The sequence below is a fragment of the Oceanobacillus salinisoli genome (assembly GCF_009733865.1).
GTDB classification, from domain to species: domain Bacteria; phylum Bacillota; class Bacilli; order Bacillales; family Amphibacillaceae; genus Oceanobacillus; species Oceanobacillus salinisoli.
In genome coordinates this window covers 14,314-32,711 of the sequence record NZ_WOFB01000023.1, presented here as the reverse complement: position 1 = coordinate 32,711, position 18,398 = coordinate 14,314, and the positions used below count along the sequence as shown (strand labels likewise).

The following is an 18,398-nucleotide window of genomic DNA, read 5'->3' as shown; positions in this document are numbered from 1 at the left end:
CAACGAAAACGTGAACCAAAAGGTGGGTTTGAAATTGGAGGGTAACACGAGTGACAATAAGACTGTGGCCGGTAAGTTGAACCACAAATCGAACAACAATAGTGACGGGAAGTCGGATACATTAAACGAAATGAAGTAAAAGAAAAGCTGTTATTAAAGAATTTGAATTGTAAGAGATAAAAGGGACAAGCTAATTCTGATTTGTGGAATTAGCTTGTTTATATATGGAGTTCTTATTGAGCTAACTGGGTAGCAATAATTAAACAAGAAGGTAGTCAGCCTTAGCTTTTTCACATATTTTTTTGCTTCATTTTATGCATGGTATGATTCATTCCCCATTCATGCATTGCTTCTAAAATTGGTTCTAATGTTTGTCCATATTTGGTGATAGAGTACTCTACTTTAGGAGGAACTTGAGGGTATACAACTCGATCAATAATATCTTCATCCTCTAGTTCCCTTAATTGCTTAGTTAACATCTTTTGTGTGATTTCAGGCATTATGCGCCTTAACTCATTAAAGCGCAGAGTACCTTTTTGTAGTAAATGCAATAATATAATTGGCTTCCATTTCCCCACTAATATTCCTAAGGCATCCTCTACTTTACAATATTCTGGTATCTTTTCCATTTTATCTCCTCCATAGTATCATTTTGTGTACTATACCACTTTAAAGTGCGTACTTATTATCTTAATTTATATGTCCTATAATAGCATTGTGGAGGGATAAATGAAAGGAGAAAGTAAATATGAATGAATTTCGTATCAACCCAACAAGGGGGATGGAAATTGGATTATATACACTTGGTGACCACGTCTCTAATCCAAAAACTGGAGAAATTCAGAGTGAACACAGTCGGATGAGAGAAATGGTTACCATGGCAAAACTTGCGGAAGATGCTGGATTTGATGTTTATGGTGTTGGTGAGAGTCATCAGAAGCATTTCATCGCTTCATCAACTCCTACAATCCTTGCTGCCATTGCTTCAGCGACTGAAAAAATAAAACTAATTAGCTCTTCAACTGTATTAAGTGCAGATGATCCCGTACGCGTATTCGAGGATTTTTCCACATTGGATTTATTATCCGATGGTCGTGCGGAAATTGTTGCTGGACGAGGTTCACGCTATGGTGTGTATGAGCTATTTGGTTATGATATGCAAGACTTTGAAGAATTATTTGAAGAAAAAATTGATCTTCTACTGAAGTTAAATCATGAACGACAAATTACATGGAGTGGTAAATTTCGACCGCCTTTAAAGGAAGCAGAAATTTTCCCAAAGCCACTAACAGGAAAGTTACCTATTTGGCGGGCGGTGGGAGGAAAACCTTTTAGTGCAATTAGAGCGGGGATAGTCGGAATGCCAATCCACTTAGCTGCTTTATATGGAGCATCAAGTGTATTTAAACATACGGTTGATGCATACAGGCGTCATGCAACTGAATCAGGTCATGATGTGGAAAAACTACCAGTGGCACTGGCAACCATGATGTATTTGGACAAGGATTCTCAAACTGCAGTAAAAGAGTATTATCCATACTTGAATAATACATTCAAACAATTACGTGGAACACCATTTCCAAAGGACAGATACATGGAAGCAAAGAGTGAGAAAAACGCCATTATGGTGGGAAGCCCACAACAAATTATCGAAAAGATTCTATATCAGTATGAACTATTTGGCCATCAACGATTTATCGTACAAATAGACCATGGAAGTATGCCATTTAACAAGATCCAAGAGATGATAGAGCTATTTGCAACTGATGTAGTACCAACTATAAGAAAAGCTACCAAAACTAACTAAATATTTAAAAAGGGAGTAATGTTTTATGGAAAACTATCGCATTGATCCAAGTAAAGGATTAGAATTTGGAATTTATACATTAGGGGATCATATCCCAGATCCACACACAGGAAAACGCATTTCGGCACAACAACGAATTCACGAGATTATTGAGTTGGCAAAATTAGCTGAGCAAGCTGGGATTGATTTCTTCAGTGTAGGGGAAAGCCATCAAGATTACTTTACAACACAGGCACATTCTGTAGTTCTTGCTGCCATTGCTCAGGCTACAGAAAAGATAAAAATTGCAAGTTCTTCCACTATAATTAGCACATCTGATCCTGTTCGCGTCTATGAGGATTTCGCTACAATAGATTTAATTTCAAAAGGTCGTACAGAAATTATTGCTGGTCGTGCATCAAGGGTAGGTCTATTTGATCTTTTAGGTTATGATCTTCGAGACTATGAAGAATTATTTGAAGAAAAATTTGAATTATTATTGAAGATTAATAAAGAAGAAGTTGTAAACTGGGAAGGGGAATTCCGTAAGCCATTAAGAGATGCTAAGGTAATCCCTCGTCCCAAGAATGGTTCTCTACCAATATGGCGTGCAGTAGGTGGACCGCCTGCAAGTGCAATCAAGGCAGGATATGCGGGGGTTCCTATGTTCCTAGCTAACTTAGGAGGACCAGCTCAGAGTTTTAAGATATCGGTAGAGGCATATCGTGAGGCTGCAAGGCGAGCAGGCTATAATCCAGCTAAACTCCCAATTGCGACTGCGGGATTCTTCTATACGGCAGAAACTACACAACAGGCATTACAAGAAGCATATCCTCATATTAATCAGGGAATGCAGTTAATAAATGGTCGGGGGTATCCAAAACAACAGTTCGCTCAAGGAGCAGATACTAGAAATGTTATGAATATCGGTAGTCCACAGCAAATCATTGAAAAGATTTTATATCAGTATGAAGTGTTTGGCCATCAACGATATATTGCTCAAATGGATTTCGGTGGTGTATCGTTTGAGAACCTAAAGAAAAATATTGATCTAATCGGAACGGAAATCCTACCGGCAATTAAAAAATATACTAGAAAGTAGTAGGAGTTGAGAATATGAAGATTGTATTATTATCAGGGTCAAATGTTGGTACAAAAACAAGGACTGCAATAAATTACACCCAAACCTCTATTGCAGAAAAGTACCCGGAAGTAGAGGTCTCTTTAATCGATTTAGCTGATTACGATGTTCAGTTTAGTGATGGGCGAAATTATTTGGAATATGAGGGAGATACAGCATTTGTCATAAAAACAATCATGGATGCAGATGCAATCATTATTGGTACACCTATATTTCAAGCATCTATCCCAGCTACATTAAAGAACGTTTTTGATTTGCTTCCAGAAAAAGCATTCGTCGATAAAGTAGTTTCGATGATTGTTACTGCCGGTTCTCCGAAGCATTATTTAATTGCCGAACAACAATTAAAACCTATCCTGTCCTACATGAAAGCACAGGTTGTACAGACGTATGTATTTATAGAAGAACAAGACTTCTATCGAAAAGAAATTACAAATGATGACGTGCATTTCCGTATTGATCGACTAGTAGAGGATACAGTTGTATTAACGGAAACTTATCAAGAAATTCGTCGTGCTAAAGAAGCGGAATATGGCTTTTAATTAAAGTATTCAATAAAATCGTTCAAAAACTTCATTACTGTAATATAAATATTAATATAAGTAGCAGGGCTTATCTATGAAGGAAGCCCTGCCGCTTTTTGATTCCACGTTAGGAAAGTATAAAATTTTAGCACGAAGAGGATTCGACGTAGTTAAAATTTAAATGTACCAAGTATAAGAAAGATAAATTTGCGCTTTGGTGTCTAGCTCCATCGCCCAGTGACTAGCGGACTTCCCTCACCTCCGTACGTCGTTAAAAGGGCGCTTGAGCTTTTCTAATGTTAATAGGAGTGAATGTCAATGCAAGAGATTGAGTTGAGGTATAATCAATTTAATATCATCGATTTACTTACTACAAGATGGAATGTGCAGATAATTTGCTTTTTAATGTATGGACCTAAACGTTTCAGCACTATTGTAAATTCATTGGGCATTAGTGGGAGAGTGTTGTCGGATAAATTAAAAGAGCTAGAGAAACAGGGAATTGTTAATCGAGAAATAATCCCAGAATTTCCTGTACGGATAATGTATTCATTGACAGATACAGGCTACTCGTTAAAATCTATTCTTATAGAGATCGACAATTGGTCTGGAAGGTGGGGAAATTCATGTAGTGATATAAATAATCATTAGGTTTTAGTGACAGAAAGGCTTCTTTTTATAACATAAATATCGAAATCGATTTTTTATGCCAGATAGATCCTATGAAATAGTTACACAAGAGGTATCTCTACAAGAAGTTAAGGAGTTACTAGCTAAATTTATAAGTTCATAAAGTTAAATAAGAAGAACAGTAAATAATCACGTTAAAAAACGCTCAGATTTAATCTGAGCGTTTTTGCTTGTTATTTATATTGCTATTAGCATTTTTCTCTCCCAAAACTGAAAACCGTTAGGACATCATATCCCTGCTCCAAACACCTTACTTATTCAACATCTCGTAGACCTGATTAACATCCTTATCTCCTCTGCCGGAAAGGTTCACGATAATGACGTCATCTTTATTAAGCTCTTTTGCCAGTTTCATAGCATGGGCAACAGCATGGGAGCTTTCCAATGCTGGAATGATTCCTTCCACTTTCGATAATTCCTGGAATGCTGCTAATGCATCCTGACCGGTTGCTGTGACATACTCGCCTCTACCGGTGGAATGCAAGTAACTATGCTCTGGTCCAACCCCTTGGTAGTCGAGGCCTGCTGCGATGGAATTGGTAGGTTTCAGTTCACCATTCTCATCGAATAAGGTGAGTGATTTGTATCCATGAAAAACAGCCGGAACTCCTTCTGAGATGCTTGGAGCCTCTGCTGGTTCCACTCCAATAAGGCGAACTTCTTTGTCTTCCAAGTAATTAGCGAATGCCCCAATTGCATTACTTCCACCACCTGCACAAGCAACAATAGCGGTTGGCAGTTTTCCTTCCTTTTCAACAATTTGTCGTTTGGATTCCTCACTAATCACAGATTGGAAATATTTAACGATCCCCGGATATGGGTACGGTCCAACGGCAGAACCGATTAAATAAAATGTATCTTGATGGTTTTTAACCAAATCTTCAAACGCTTCATCCACTGCCTCTTTTAACCGGCCACGGCCTTTATCCACTGCTACCACTTCAGCACCAAGAAGTTCCATACGAAATACATTGAGTGCCTGTCTTTCGGTATCGACTTTTCCCATATAAATGGTGCAAGGCAATCCGACCATTGCCGCTGCTGTTGCAGTCGCCACCCCATGCTGGCCTGCTCCAGTTTCCGCAATAATTCGTTTTGCACCCATGCGTTTAGCCAGAAGTATTTGTCCAAGGGCATTATTGATTTTATGTGCCCCTGTATGGTTCAAATCTTCCCGCTTTAAGTAAATTTTGGCTCCACCTATTTTATCTGTAAGGTTCTTAGCGAATGTAAGGGGATTCTCACGACCAACATATTCTTTTAAATAGTAACGATATTCTTCCAGAAATTCCGGGTCATCTTTGTATTGATCAAACTGTTCACCGATATGGTTCAAAATTGCCTTCAATTCATCCGGTACAAAGCTTCCCCCAAACTCTCCAAAATAACCTTTCTCAGCTACACTTTCTTTACTCATTCTAAACTCAGCTCCTAAACTAGTAATGTCATGTTAATATTATAAAGGAAAATTGTAAGGAATTTAATATGTTTTAAGAATTTTGTGTTTGGAAATTTCAGTTATCGCGAAACTGGGATAGGTAGTGAACAGGTACTAGTACCGCCCTTTATTGCACGTTAACAGGAAAGTATAAAATTTTAGAAAAGACGTAGCTAAAATTTTAATGTCCTAAGCATAGGAAAAGTAAACGTTCAAAATACGAGTTTTTCTAACAATCTAACGGGAACACTTGTTTCCTCCTTTTGGTTCTGATATATTTTATATAGGGAACGCATCTCAGTAAGTCCTCACAAAATATAAGGGATGTGTGTTAAAATGTTGTTAACTAAATTACCTCGAGAAAATACTCACGAATCCACTGCACTTTATACAGTAAGAGAAGAGCCCACAGATTATACGAACCACGAATCACAGGAAAATAGGAAAACCAGGCTACTTAAACGAATACCGCTGGAAAGACTAATGGATCTGAAATTGATTATGCCTTTAAACAGCTGTTTGGAAATGAGAAAAACAAAGACATTACCGTTGTGTTTTTGAACGCTATTTTACGGAAAACTGGAAGGAAGCAAATTAAAGATATTTCCTTTGCGAACACGGAATCTGGTGGAGAATATGCGGATGATAAACAATCAAGACTGGATTTATTAGTTGTGACGATTGATGACGAATGGATTAATGTAGAGATTCAGTTTACGAATCAGTATGATATGATTAAACGTTCTTTATATTACTGGTCCGGTGCATATCGTGGTCCTTTTAAGCGGAGCATGGCGTATAAACAATTAAGGCCGGTTATCGCAGTGAATATTCTTAATTTTAATCTTTTTCAGCAGACTGAGCGATTTCATACAACATATCACCTGTACGAAGACGAGGAAAGGTTCCAATTAACAGACGTGATGGAATTTCACTTCATAGAAATGCCCAAACTAATTAAGGATTGGAAAGAGGATAGACTGAACCCATGGAATAACACTCTGGCAAGATGGCTATTAATGCTTGGTTTGGTTGATACTAAAAACAGTAAAATTTACCATGATATTTATAGAGAATTGGAGGTAATATCCATGAAGGATAAATCCTTACGTGATGCTTTTCAACATTGGGAGGAATTAAGTATGAGTCAGGAACAATATCTGGCTTATGAATCACGTTTAAAACGTGTTATGGATGAGGAAGCAGCTCAGCGCGAGGCGGAACTTCGAGCACAGGAAGCGGAGAGAGAAGGAAGGGAAAAAGGAATAAAGGAGGGGAGAGAAGAGGGAGATAAAAAGGCAAGGGAAGCAGTTGCGAAACGTCTTTTAGCAAATGGTGAAGAAATTGATTTTGTCGTAGAAACAACCGAACTTTCAAAAGAAAGAGTGATTGAACTTCAACAGGAGGTACAAAACTAAAATTCATAAACAATATACAGAAATTCTAAAGAAGCCTTCTAATATAGGGAAGTATGTTCCTGTATTAGAAGGCTTCTTTATATGCTAAATCCATTCGACAAAATTCGGGAAGTGACAGGCACCTGCTTCGGCACTTACTTTGTCAAAAAGTTTTCGGTGTAGAACGGCTGGTTATCTGCGCCAAATGCAACTCCAACAGCAAGGCCTTCAAATTCTGTTTTTAATATATTTTCCCGGTGACCGAGGGAGTTCATTAATCCTTCATGGGCAAAGATGCTGCTTGGCTGTCCTGCTGCAAGGTTTTCTCCGGCCATTTTGAAGGCAATGTCATCTTCTGCCATCCGATCAAATGGCGATTGCCCATCCAGATTCGTGTGACTGAAATAATTGTTGTCAGCCATATCTTGACTATGGTTACGGGCTGTCTGTCTTAAGGACTCTTCCCAGGTTAACACCCTTAGACCATGGTTCACTCTGGCTGCATTGGTTAAATCAAATAACTGATATTCAAAGCCTTCTTTTAATTCCTCACTTGGCTCAGCAAAGTATTTTTCCTTTTGCTGTTCCAGTTCACCGCTAATAATCTGAATCGCTGTGACAGTATTATTTTCATGTTTATCATAAAAGATTGTTACATAATTGTTGTCGATTAAAAACATGTTATATTCCTGATCATCTTGCAGTTGGTATTGGACGAGTCCTTTTCGTATGGCTTTAAGCGGCTCATCTAACGTATTCAGTACAGATTCTCTTGAACTATCAAAAGTGATTCCATGGGTAGAAGTCAACAAGTCCTGGTTGGTGTATAGTCCGGCGACTTTTTCTTCTTCATTATATGCAACCATGAAGAAGTTTTGATAGTTTTCATGATACGTAACCCATCCCACCCCATATTCATTCATGGAGGAGCGCTCAGGTTCGCCTACCTGTGCTTCCACCTCAGACCGTTCATCCCCAATTTCCACATTATAAATGGAAAAGGACTGTTCAGCTGGAGCATCCAGTTCAGGTTTCTCTGGAGCAGGTTCAGCCTCTAGTTCATTATCATTTTGCTCCTCTTTCATCCTTCCAGCTAATAATTGAATTTCCTGTTTTATTGTATCAATGGTAGCAATGACCTTTGGATTCTCTCTTATTTCATTCACATCTGTGCGCATTTCATTCATAACGCCCTGAAAACCAGAATGCTCGAACGTCTCTCCATAAAAATGCCAAAGTGTACCAGCAATCAGCAATAAAACAATGATATTTCTTAGCCTTGGCACCAATCTCACATCCTGTCTTAACATTCCATTTTTCTTAAAAGATAAGAAAGTATAAATTTTTTTGCTCCGATGTCTAGCTCCAGCGCCCAGCGACTAGCGAGACTTCCCTCACCTCCGTACGATAAGTCAACATCGACTCACTCCGTTCGTCGTGTTTCCTTTATCTCCTGCGGCTCAGTCCAGTCCGTACGTCGCTAAACGGGCGCTTGCGCTTTTCTTATTTTAGCAAGTATCTACAGTATGAACAAATGTGAAGGAGAATAGTAGTTTTTAATCTTTCTATTCCTTCGACAAATAACGACAAAATCCGGGAAGTGACAGGTACCACCTGGGTTGACATTATGGTTTTTGCGGAGTATGATTCACATTGTGACTTGTTGGTCACATATTATGACTGTTTGGTTTCAAGGAGGTGGCTCATGTGGATAAAAAAGTGGAAATAATGAGCAGGGCGGTTCGATTATTCTCAGAAAAAGGCTTCCATCAAACATCTGTACAGGAAATTGCTCAAGCGGTGAATATTTCAAAAGGTGCCTTTTATAAATATTATGAATCAAAGGAAGGCTTGTTAATTGAGATTTTAAAATTGCACTATGAAAATATGATCAAACAAGCTAATGAGATGAATAATATGGAAGGGATACCGAAAAGAGAAGCTTTAGTAAAAAAACTGGAAAATGAACTGGAACAGTGGATCAACCACCGGGATTTTTTTACGGTTCTATTTAAAGATTTCCCGCCCAGCAAAAACGAAAAAGTTTCAGAAATCATGAAAAATCTTAAGTCCTCCATGATTGAATTACATAAGGAAGCACTTTTTGATAGGTATGGAAATGAAATAGAACCATTTATTTCTGATATGGTAATCATGCTGGAAGGAATTCTTAAGGAATATATCCTTACTGTTATACTTAAGCAAAAGGATGTGGATATTGAACGATTAGCTAGATTCATTGTTTCGAGTTTTGATGCCATTGTTAAATCTCTGCCGGATATGGAACCTGTTCTGACAGATGATAGGGGTGGGGACAAGTCTATTAATTTTGTAGAGAGAATGAAGAATTGTTTTTTGATTATGGAGGAAAAATTAAAGGGTCTGGACATACAGGATGCTAAGAAAGAAAAACTGCTGGAATCCCTTGGTTTGCTTCAGGCTGAATTCAAAAAGGAAGAGCCAAAACCCTTTTTAATGGAGGCGTTAATCACCTATTTGAAACAAGAACCGTTCATCGTGGAAGAAGTGCTTCTGCTCGAACGATTATATACGAAACTTCATGACCAATAACAGAAAGAAAGGAGATAATATATGAGCAATCGGCAAAATTCAGAACCAACAGAATTACCTACCTATAATAAATGGGTTATTATGCTCGTACTATTATCAGGGGCTTTTTTAGCTATTTTAAATCAGACATTATTAGCAACTGCCCTGCCGCATATTATGGACGATTTACAACTGGAATATTATGTTGCCCAATGGATTCAATCTATTTTTATGCTGGTCAATGGGATCATGATTCCAATAACGGCCTTTTTGATTGGGCGTTTTACGACGAGAAGACTGTTTATTACTGCCTTGGGTCTTTTTGCTATAGGTACAATCATATGTGCATTGACACCGAATTTTTCCTTACTGATCGTAGGAAGGATTTTGCAGGCAAGTGGGGCTGGAATTATTATGCCGCTAATGCAAACGATACTTTTTCTTATTTTTCCTAGTGACAAACGGGGAACAGCGATGGGGATGTTTGGTTTAGTTATTGCATTTGCTCCAGCGATTGGTCCAACTTTATCCGGCTGGATGGTGGAGCATTACCCATGGAGAAGCTTGTTTTATATTATTTTACCTATTGTTATTATTGATATTGTTGTAGCTTATTTTATTCTTAAAAATGTTACGAAACAAACTTTTCCAAAACTCGATATGCTGTCGATTGTCCTATCTACTTTAGGCTTTGGCGGCTTGTTGTACGGATTTAGTGCTGCTGGGGGAGACCAAGGATGGGCGAATCTTTCTGTTATCTTATCCTTAATTGTTGGAGCGATTACCCTTACTTGGTTTATCTTCAGACAGCTAAAACTGGAAGAACCGATTCTGGAATTTGGGGTGTTTAAGTATAAAATTTTTACCTTAACTACCATCTTAGGAATGGCCGTCTTTATTGCGATGATTGGATCCATGGTTATCCTGCCATTACTGATGCAGGATATGCTGGGTTTCTCCGCGATAGAATCGGGCTTGGCGCTACTACCGGGTGCGGTTGTGATGGGATTAATGAACCCTATTACTGGTAGACTATTTGACCGGTTTGGTGCTAAATGGCTGTCGATTATTGGGCTTTCCATTCTGGTGATTACCACCTTTATGTTTACCATTTTGACAACAGAAACGACTTTTACTTATATTGCAGGACTAAATGCTATTAGAATGTTTGGTATTGCGATGGTCATGATGCCGGTCACCACTGCCGGACTGAATGAACTGCCAATTGGTATTATCCCGCATGGAACGGCAATGAGCAACACGATGCGGCAAGTAGCCGGTGCAGTCGGAACAGCGTTAATGGTGACGGTGATGTCCAACAGCAGCAATCCTGCAGAAGGACTGCAAGGCTTGATTCACGGTGTAAATGTCTCTTTCATCGTAGCCGGAATCTTTTCGATCATTGCTCTGTTATTATCTTTCTTTATTAAAAAATCTGGAGCTGTTGCTGCGGAGTCTAATTGATTTTGTGAACAAGGGGACGTTCTTCTCCTGCTTCCTATTTATTAGGAAGAGAGAGGGCCGTCTCTTTTTTTACACGTTAGGAAAGTAAGAAGTTATTCGACGTAGCTAAAATTTTAAAGTCCTAAGTATAAGAAAAACTACCCATTCCCTAAAGGACGATCGAATGCGAGCTTTTCTAACGTTCAGAAATCAGAGATAAATATTAGTCAGGAAGTGACTTCGACGCACTAAAATTTTAACGTCGAAAATATAAAAAAACGAAAAGCCCCCGTATAAAAACGTGCAAAGACAAGTTTTTTCAATAAACGATTCGAATCATGTCGAAATTCCAAGTTTGAGTGAATTGATTTACGGTTACATATTAGTAAGCAAGGAGTTTTTCATAAAGGAGAGTAGATGAATACTAATGGATATGACTAAAGAAATAGCCAAGTTGGAAAGTGTTTATCTCGACCAGCGTGTTTTTAGCATGTATTTAAATACCGATCCATCTGACCCGGAGCAGCAGGGCGGAGAATGGAAAATCCATTTGAAAAACGGGTTAAATGGTTTTGAAAATTATATAAAAAAAGATGGAAATCCCGATGAAAAACGAAATTTTAAAGCCGTAAAAGAAAAAGTTCTGCATTATGTTCATGAAAACGAGCAGAATCTTACTAAAAGCATGGTTATTTTTGCAACTGCGGATGACACAGTCTGGTTTGCGGAACGTTTTCAGATTCCTGTAGAGACAGAATTTTCCTGGGAAGAGACAGCGAAAGTAAATCAATTAAAGAAAATGTATGAGAAGTTCCCTAAAACGGGAATTATTTTGACGCAAAAAGAAGCGATTAAAATGATAGATACAGAACTGGGAACTTTGAAAGACACGAAAACATATGAATTAGACTTGGATACGGAAGATTGGAAACAGCATACAGGTCCACATCATACCCAGGCGTCGATGGGAACAGGAGGGAGGAGCACCAAACAGGATGAGTTCCAGGAACGCTTTGAAGCAAATCGCTATCGCTGGTATAGAAATATAGCACCTAGGCTGGACAAGCTTGCTAAGGACAAACAATGGGATTATATTTACCTGGTTGGAGATAAAGAGGAAGCATACGACCTTAAGAATAATATGAATCAATCCGTGACGGAAATTGTGAATAAAAATATGCTGGATCACGATGAGATGAAAGTCATTGATGTGGTAATGGCTTGAAATGTAAAAAGCTTGCAGGTGAGTTGCCTGCAAGCTTTTCTGCACGGAAAGTATAAAATTTTTAGCCAAAAAGTCGGGTCGACGTAGCTGGAATTTTAACGTCCCAAGTAAATAAAAACTCTCATTCGCTAAAGGACGAGCAAATGCGAATTCTTCTAACAACGGCCTAGTATTTACTCGCTTAGCACATTCAATAGGGTTTCTTCATCTCCGGCTGTATCGGTGTCAATAATAATTCGTCTATTTCATTCCTTCGCTATTTTGCCTGGACAAATCTGTTATGTAGTTGAAAAAACCATCCCGTTCCACTTTATAAACAAGCTGAACAGGCCTTCCATTTTCCGAAATCTCCGTTTTTCCCTGACTTGGTCCGCCAGCATGAACGATGCTTTTCACTTCTCTTTTCTTCACTAATTCTTCATTTCCAATGGTTGCTGTGGTCAGTACATCCCAAAGGAAGTATGTGGAATTGGTTTGAAAATGCACGAGTGGAGGGACCATGGCATAGCATTGTCCAAGAAAATCAATTCCTAAATCGGTTCTTTCTGCAGCCCAGCGATTTCTGACATCCATCGTTAACGGCACCATATTCGTACTTTCCAGTGCAACAAGATCAATGGAGATGTTGCTGTCCCATACGGTTTTGGCAGCATCTGGGTCCCAAAATGCATTCCATTCTGCTGTTCCATCATGTTCAGGCTCTTCTACATTTCCTTTTTCTAAAAAGGTTCCGCCCATCCATGTCAGTTTTTCAATTTTAGCCTCGATATCTGGTGCTTCTGTTAACGCGCGTGCAAGATCAGTTAAAGGTCCAACAAATACTAAATGGACTTTATCTCCACTATTTTGAAGTGCTTGAATCAGGTCCTGGTGTGCAGGTAATGCGGATTCTTTTGTTTTTACTGGAAGGTATTCATTTAAAATTGGCAGTGCATCGACAAAGAAAGCATGCATGCGCCAGTCTTTTGGAAAGGGATTTTTCCCGCGAGATGTCGAACTGGCCACTTTGATTTGCTGTCCATGGCCAAAACGGTCTATGATTTTTTGGCTTGCAGACACAGCAGGTTCCAAATAACTGTCTGCAGGTATGACACCTACACCAATTAATTCAACCTCCTTCATTTGCAGCAGTAAAAATAATGAAACTAAATCATCAACACCACCATCGTGATTTAAGTATACTTTTTTTGTCATGGCTTTAATCTCCTTTAGAATTTCTTATTTCATCATAAAGAATCGGTGGATGACGGTCAAGCAAACGCAGGACAAAATTCGACAAAAAACGGGAAGTGACAGGCACCATTATGGCATAATAAGATGGAAAGAGTAGACACTATGGTGGAAGGGTTTGAGTGGATTTGACAATTCTAAAAAAATGAGGAGATAAGATGACGAAGATAAATGAATCGATTGATACAGGATGGAACTTTGATCATAGTTATGCTCGTCTGCCTGATAAGTTCTATTCCCGAATTGAACCAGAACCTGTCCGGGAACCGGAGTTAGCTGTTTTTAATCAGTCCTTGGCAGCCTCTCTTGGATTGAACACCAATAGTCTAAAAAACGGTGAGGTTGCTGCGGTGTTCGCTGGTAACGAAATTCCTGAAGGTTCCGAACCGCTAGCTCAAGCCTATGCCGGACATCAATTTGGTCATTTTACAATGCTGGGGGATGGCCGGGCAGTATTGCTTGGTGAGCAGATTACTCCTTCAGGTGAACGGTTGGATATTCAGCTGAAAGGTTCAGGTCAGACACCATATTCGCGGGGGGGCGATGGTAGGGCAACACTTGGACCGATGCTGCGTGAATATATTATGAGTGAAGCAATGCATGCACTTCGGATTCCTACAACGCGCAGTTTAGCAGTTGTGACAACCGGTGAGACGGTTATTCGGGAAAAGCCTTTGTCTGGTGCAATTTTAACGCGAGTGGCAGCGAGCCATATTCGTGTTGGAACCTTCCAATATGCTGCTAATTGGGGTACAGATGAAGAATTACGCGCCCTAGCTGATTACACGATAAACCGGCACTATCCAGAAGTAGAGGCAGAGGAAAATCAGTATCTTTCGCTGCTGCAGGAAGTAATCAAGCGTCAGGCGAAGTTAATTGCGAAATGGCAGCTGACAGGTTTTATCCACGGGGTCATGAATACGGACAACATGACGATTAGTGGAGAAACAATTGATTATGGTCCTTGTGCTTTTATGAATGATTATGATCCAGCAACTGTATTTAGCTCGATTGATAGGAAAGGGCGCTATGCATATGGGAATCAGCCAGGGATTGGTGCGTGGAATCTCGCCCGGTTTGCAGAAACGTTATTGCCGCTATTGCATGAAGACAGGGACAAGGCTGTGGAACTGGCTGAGGATGCGATAAAAGATTACAGCCAGCAGTTTCATCATCATTGGCTCGCAGGAATGAGAGCGAAACTGGGGATTTTTAACGTGGAAAAAGACGATCAATCCCTAATGGAAGATTTCCTTCATTTGATGGAAACGCACAAGGCTGACTTTACCAATACTTTCCTTGCATTAACTTTCGATAAATCAGACGGCGTCGCAGATCTGTTTGAGAAAGAAGATTTTAAACAGTGGCAGGAACGGTGGCAAAAGAGACTTAGCAGACAGGAGGAATCAAAGGATGATTCCCATCAGTTGATGCGAAACAGCAATCCAGCTATCATCCCGCGCAATCACCGAGTAGAGGAGGCGCTGGAAGCTGCAGTGGAAAGGGAAGATTATAGTGTAATGGAGAAACTTCTTGATGTACTTTCCAATCCCTATGCCCATTCACCTGAACAGGAGGAATACACAAGACCACCTGAGCCGTCAGACCAACCTTATCAGACATTTTGTGGCACGTGATTTACAAGGCTATAACATGATTACTGAAAAATATAAATGTGGGCTTCCTGTTTTTAGAAGAGTCGCGGAGGCTGGATAGCCCACATTACATAGAGGGAGTTGAAATCATGAAAAAGAAAATGGTATTGATTTTTTTGGTATTAGTGATTGGAATGATGTTATCTGCCTGTGGAGGCGGTGATGAGGAAGAGTCTAAGGATAAAGAGAAAGAAGAAGCAAGTGCGGAGAATAAAGATAAAGAGGAGTCCGCCGATGCAGATGAAAAAAATGCGGAAGTAGAGACAAAAGATAAAGAAAAAAACAGTGATCACCCGGATTCCGAGGAAAAGAATGAAGCAAAAGTAGGTTCCCGTCTAAACCCGGTTCCATTTGATCAAACAGCAATTGTAGAAACGACAATGAAGAATACAAGCGAACCTTCTGAAAGCTATAAAGCAAAGCTGGAAATATCCATCGAGGAAGTACTTCGAGGTAAAAAGGCAGAGGCTATGCTCACGAATGAAAATCAGGTAAAACAACAGCCAGATGCAGCGGGAAATGAGCTGGTTTTAGTTAAAGTAAAGGGGAAGGTAGTAGAATCGGAAACCGAGGACTATGCTTTAAAGCTGTCAGGAAATGATTTTGACTTCGTTTCCAATGATGGGAATGTTTATCATGAAGGGGATTCGGTAAAAGTTCCGGATGATTTACAGGAAGAATTATATAATGGTGCAGAAGGAACAGGATATGTTGGTGGCTTTGTTGAAGTGGGAGATAATTTCAAAATTCGGTATGAGGCGGAAAGTGGGCCGGTGTTTTTTGAATCGGAGTGAAGGGATAAACTTGAATTTTTCAAAACAAATAAAAGCGCCAGCCCTACAACGCCTGTAAGACTGACACAAACGATTTAACCTCTCACTAATTTTGTACGAATACGATTCGAAAAAAGTTCCACAATCAAAATCAAAACGACTAAACCAATAAGTATCGAACCTACTTCAGTCCAGCGATAGGCATTCATTGCAAAAATCAGTGGTGCACCAATTCCGCCTGCACCTACTAACCCTAGTACAGCGGCTTCTCTTAAGTTCATGTCAAAACGATAAATCATAATCGACAGGAACATGGAAAATAGCTGCGGCAAAATACCGTAGCGAACTTTTTCAAAAGTAGTGCAACCAATCGATGTCATGGATTCTAAAATACTTGTATCCAAATCTTCAATGGCATCCACAAACAGTTTGGCTAACATTCCAATGGAAATAAGGGCAATGGTTAGGACACCTGCAAAGGGCCCTGGACCTGTTACCCGAATAAACATTAATCCATAAACGAGAGCAGGAACAGTGCGAATAACAATCAATAAAAATCTCGTGATGGAAGCAACTGGTCCTGGAACAACATTAGAGGCGGATAAAAAGGCAAGTGGTATGGCCAAAATAGAGCCAATAATGGTGCCCAAAAAGGCAATAGCAATTGTTTCAACGAGCAAGTACATGACACCTTGAGAGGTGAAATTAAACAACAAATTCAAATCGGGATTTAAAATTCCCTTCATAATATTCGAAGCAATTAACAAACCGCTTTCCTCGACGTTTTGTAAATTGATTGCAGAAATCGACCAATTGAATAAGATAGCAATAATTGCAGTGACGGTTAATAAATAACGGTTATTTCTTGGTGAAGCATAGAGTTGTTTTTCGATTACATCCATAAAGTTGTACCCCTTTAGATTAATTTCTTTCGGAAGTGCTCACTTACCGTTTCGATTAAAAATACGGTAATAACAAGCATCAATAAAATCATGCCAACACTTGCATAATCTCGCCATCCAAGTCCTTCATTTAATAATAATCCGATTCCGCCAGCGCCAACATAACCTAATATTGCGGCATAGCGGACATTCCCTTCAAAACAGAATAAGGAAGTGGACAAATAATTAGGCAGGATTTGTGGGAAAATCGCATAGCGAAATGCTTGCATTCTCGTCATTCCAAGTGATTCCATAGCTTCAAATGATCCCATATCGGCATTTTCAATTTGTTCATACAGTAATTTTCCTACATAAGCAAGGGTGAATAAAAAGATGGCAACAGTCCCTGCAAGTGTTCCTAATCCAAAGATAAAAGTCGCAATCAGCGCGGAAACCAATGTTGGCATCGTGCGGAGCATACTTAGGAACACCTTGGTGACAAAAGCAATCCATTTGCTATTTATGATGTTCGACGCCGCTAAGTAAGCGGTCGGAATCGCCGCGGCTGAACCAAGGATGGACCCTAATAACGACATTTTGATGGTGTCGAGTAGTGGTTGCCAAATATGTGGCAAATACTCCCATTTAGGAGGAATCATCTGTCCAACAATTACGAAAAACTCCCGCCAGCGTTTGATTAACATACTCAAATCAAAATCAGTAAATTTAATGGAAAAAAACGAGGCAACGATAATTAATATTAGAATAACAGGTGTGCGTGACTTTTTTTCATGTACTATTTTTCCATTCGGAAGGGAAAGTTTGGTAGGAGGGAAGATTTTATCATACATATGCTTTCTCTCCTTCTGCATTTTCCTGTATGTCATCGAGCTGTCCGTTATAAATATAATCAAGGACCTCTTGTGTCACGTCCTTTGCCTGTCCATCGAAAACAATTTTCCCTTCCCGAACACCGACAATCCGGTCCGCATATTCCAAAGCGATTTCTACATGGTGAATATTCATGATCACGGAAATCTGCATTTCTTCATTTATTTTTTTAAAATCATCCATCACTTGCCTGGAAGTAACTGGATCGAGAGAAGCAATTGGTTCATCGGCTAAAATAATGTCGGGATGTTGTGCCAGCGTCCGGGCAAGTGCTACACGCTGCTGCTGTCCACCAGATAATTGATCGACCCGAACATATGCCTTGTCCAGGATTCCCACTTGGTCTAATGCGGTCAATGCTTTAATTTTATGCTCTTTGGAAAATAAACCGGTGACCTTTCGCCAAAATGGGAGTTCAGGAACAAAGGATACGAGTACATTTTTTAAGACAGACGTACGTGTAACAAGATTAAAGGATTGAAAAATCATTCCGATACGTTTGCGAAACTTGCGTATTTCCCTTCCCTTTAGTGAACCAACATCAACACCGTCTACAATTAAATCTCCACCAGTAATATCATGCATCCGGTTAATGCAGCGGATTAATGTGGATTTACCTGCACCAGAAAGTCCAATGATGGCAACAAATTCACCTTTTTCTATTTTGAGGTTAATGTTTTGTAAGGCTTTTACATTGTTTGGATACGTTTTTTCAACATTTATAAATTCAATCATATAAAATCTCCATTCTTGTCAAAAAATGAGAACACCCAA

At 39.4% G+C, this 18,398-nt stretch carries 17 protein-coding genes; 10 read left to right on the top strand and 7 right to left on the bottom strand.

Annotated features, from left to right (window positions below; all coding sequences use genetic code 11):
• Nucleotides 1-290 precede the first annotated feature (290 nt).
• The gene (locus GMJ66_RS16145; RefSeq protein WP_156291351.1) at nt 291-629 is read right to left on the bottom strand and encodes a winged helix-turn-helix transcriptional regulator; all 339 of its coding nucleotides are present in this window, start codon (nt 627-629) and stop codon (nt 291-293) included.
• Between the two features lie 119 nt (nt 630-748).
• On the opposite strand from GMJ66_RS16145, the gene GMJ66_RS16140 reads away from it, so the two are divergent.
• The 4 genes from GMJ66_RS16140 to GMJ66_RS16125 all read left to right on the top strand — a co-directional run bounded on the left by GMJ66_RS16140 (nt 749) and on the right by GMJ66_RS16125 (nt 4,102).
• On the top strand, nt 749-1,807 hold the full coding sequence (locus tag GMJ66_RS16140; RefSeq protein ID WP_156291350.1) for an LLM class flavin-dependent oxidoreductase: 1,059 nt from the start codon (nt 749-751) through the stop codon (nt 1,805-1,807).
• A gap of 25 nt (nt 1,808-1,832) precedes the next feature.
• Complete coding sequence (locus GMJ66_RS16135; RefSeq protein ID WP_156291349.1) at nt 1,833-2,888, top strand: LLM class flavin-dependent oxidoreductase; 1,056 nt, start codon at nt 1,833-1,835, stop codon at nt 2,886-2,888.
• Between the two features lie 14 nt (nt 2,889-2,902).
• A complete protein-coding gene (locus GMJ66_RS16130; protein ID WP_156291348.1) occupies nt 2,903-3,469 on the top strand; it encodes an NADPH-dependent FMN reductase in 567 nt (188 codons plus the stop codon).
• Between the two features lie 300 nt (nt 3,470-3,769).
• Nucleotides 3,770-4,102, top strand: a complete 333-nt coding sequence (locus GMJ66_RS16125; protein ID WP_331279693.1) for a winged helix-turn-helix transcriptional regulator — start codon at nt 3,770-3,772, stop codon at nt 4,100-4,102.
• A gap of 289 nt (nt 4,103-4,391) precedes the next feature.
• Here the strand turns inward: GMJ66_RS16125 and trpB are convergent, their stop codons facing one another.
• Nucleotides 4,392-5,558, bottom strand: coding sequence for a tryptophan synthase subunit beta (gene trpB, locus GMJ66_RS16120; RefSeq protein ID WP_156291346.1), 1,167 nt, complete (start codon nt 5,556-5,558; stop codon nt 4,392-4,394).
• A gap of 515 nt (nt 5,559-6,073) precedes the next feature.
• On the opposite strand from trpB, the gene GMJ66_RS16115 reads away from it, so the two are divergent.
• Nucleotides 6,074-6,997 carry an Rpn family recombination-promoting nuclease/putative transposase gene (locus GMJ66_RS16115; RefSeq protein ID WP_156291345.1) on the top strand — a complete coding sequence of 308 codons (924 nt, stop codon included), beginning with the start codon at nt 6,074-6,076 and terminating at the stop codon, nt 6,995-6,997.
• Between the two features lie 134 nt (nt 6,998-7,131).
• Here the strand turns inward: GMJ66_RS16115 and GMJ66_RS16110 are convergent, their stop codons facing one another.
• Nucleotides 7,132-8,262 (bottom strand): CAP domain-containing protein, encoded by a 1,131-nt coding sequence (locus GMJ66_RS16110; RefSeq protein ID WP_231514961.1) that lies wholly within the window; start codon nt 8,260-8,262, stop codon nt 7,132-7,134.
• Between the two features lie 421 nt (nt 8,263-8,683).
• On the opposite strand from GMJ66_RS16110, the gene GMJ66_RS16105 reads away from it, so the two are divergent.
• From GMJ66_RS16105 to GMJ66_RS16095, 3 genes are all read left to right on the top strand, one after another.
• A complete protein-coding gene (locus GMJ66_RS16105) occupies nt 8,684-9,547 on the top strand; it encodes a TetR/AcrR family transcriptional regulator (protein WP_156291343.1) in 864 nt (287 codons plus the stop codon).
• A gap of 21 nt (nt 9,548-9,568) precedes the next feature.
• The gene (locus GMJ66_RS16100; RefSeq protein ID WP_156291342.1) at nt 9,569-10,990 is read left to right on the top strand and encodes a DHA2 family efflux MFS transporter permease subunit; all 1,422 of its coding nucleotides are present in this window, start codon (nt 9,569-9,571) and stop codon (nt 10,988-10,990) included.
• Between the two features lie 406 nt (nt 10,991-11,396).
• Nucleotides 11,397-12,194 carry a VLRF1 family aeRF1-type release factor gene (locus tag GMJ66_RS16095; RefSeq protein WP_156291341.1) on the top strand — a complete coding sequence of 266 codons (798 nt, stop codon included), beginning with the start codon at nt 11,397-11,399 and terminating at the stop codon, nt 12,192-12,194.
• A gap of 240 nt (nt 12,195-12,434) precedes the next feature.
• On the opposite strand, the gene GMJ66_RS16090 is transcribed toward GMJ66_RS16095, so the two are convergent.
• The gene (locus GMJ66_RS16090) at nt 12,435-13,388 is read right to left on the bottom strand and encodes a nucleoside hydrolase (protein ID WP_156291340.1); all 954 of its coding nucleotides are present in this window, start codon (nt 13,386-13,388) and stop codon (nt 12,435-12,437) included.
• Between the two features lie 194 nt (nt 13,389-13,582).
• Here GMJ66_RS16090 and GMJ66_RS16085 point away from each other — a divergent pair, with 194 nt between their 5' ends.
• Both GMJ66_RS16085 and GMJ66_RS16080 read left to right on the top strand, forming a co-directional pair.
• On the top strand, nt 13,583-15,061 hold the full coding sequence (locus GMJ66_RS16085) for a protein adenylyltransferase SelO (protein ID WP_156291339.1): 1,479 nt from the start codon (nt 13,583-13,585) through the stop codon (nt 15,059-15,061).
• 107 nt (nt 15,062-15,168) lie between these two features.
• Complete coding sequence (locus tag GMJ66_RS16080; protein WP_156291338.1) at nt 15,169-15,873, top strand: hypothetical protein; 705 nt, start codon at nt 15,169-15,171, stop codon at nt 15,871-15,873.
• Nucleotides 15,874-15,947: 74 nt separating this feature from the next.
• On the opposite strand, the gene phnE (GMJ66_RS16075) is transcribed toward GMJ66_RS16080, so the two are convergent.
• The 3 genes from phnE (GMJ66_RS16075) to phnC are packed head-to-tail and all read right to left on the bottom strand — an operon-like array spanning nt 15,948 to nt 18,359.
• Nucleotides 15,948-16,754 carry a phosphonate ABC transporter, permease protein PhnE gene (phnE, locus tag GMJ66_RS16075; protein ID WP_156291337.1) on the bottom strand — a complete coding sequence of 269 codons (807 nt, stop codon included), beginning with the start codon at nt 16,752-16,754 and terminating at the stop codon, nt 15,948-15,950.
• Between the two features lie 14 nt (nt 16,755-16,768).
• Nucleotides 16,769-17,584: a phosphonate ABC transporter, permease protein PhnE gene (gene phnE / locus GMJ66_RS16070; RefSeq protein ID WP_156291336.1), complete on the bottom strand. Its 816-nt coding sequence runs from the start codon at nt 17,582-17,584 to the stop codon at nt 16,769-16,771.
• Nucleotides 17,577-18,359, bottom strand: a complete 783-nt coding sequence (phnC, locus tag GMJ66_RS16065) for a phosphonate ABC transporter ATP-binding protein (RefSeq protein ID WP_156291335.1) — start codon at nt 18,357-18,359, stop codon at nt 17,577-17,579. The genes phnE (GMJ66_RS16070) and phnC overlap by 8 nt, the downstream gene beginning before the upstream one ends.
• Nucleotides 18,360-18,398 lie beyond the last annotated feature (39 nt).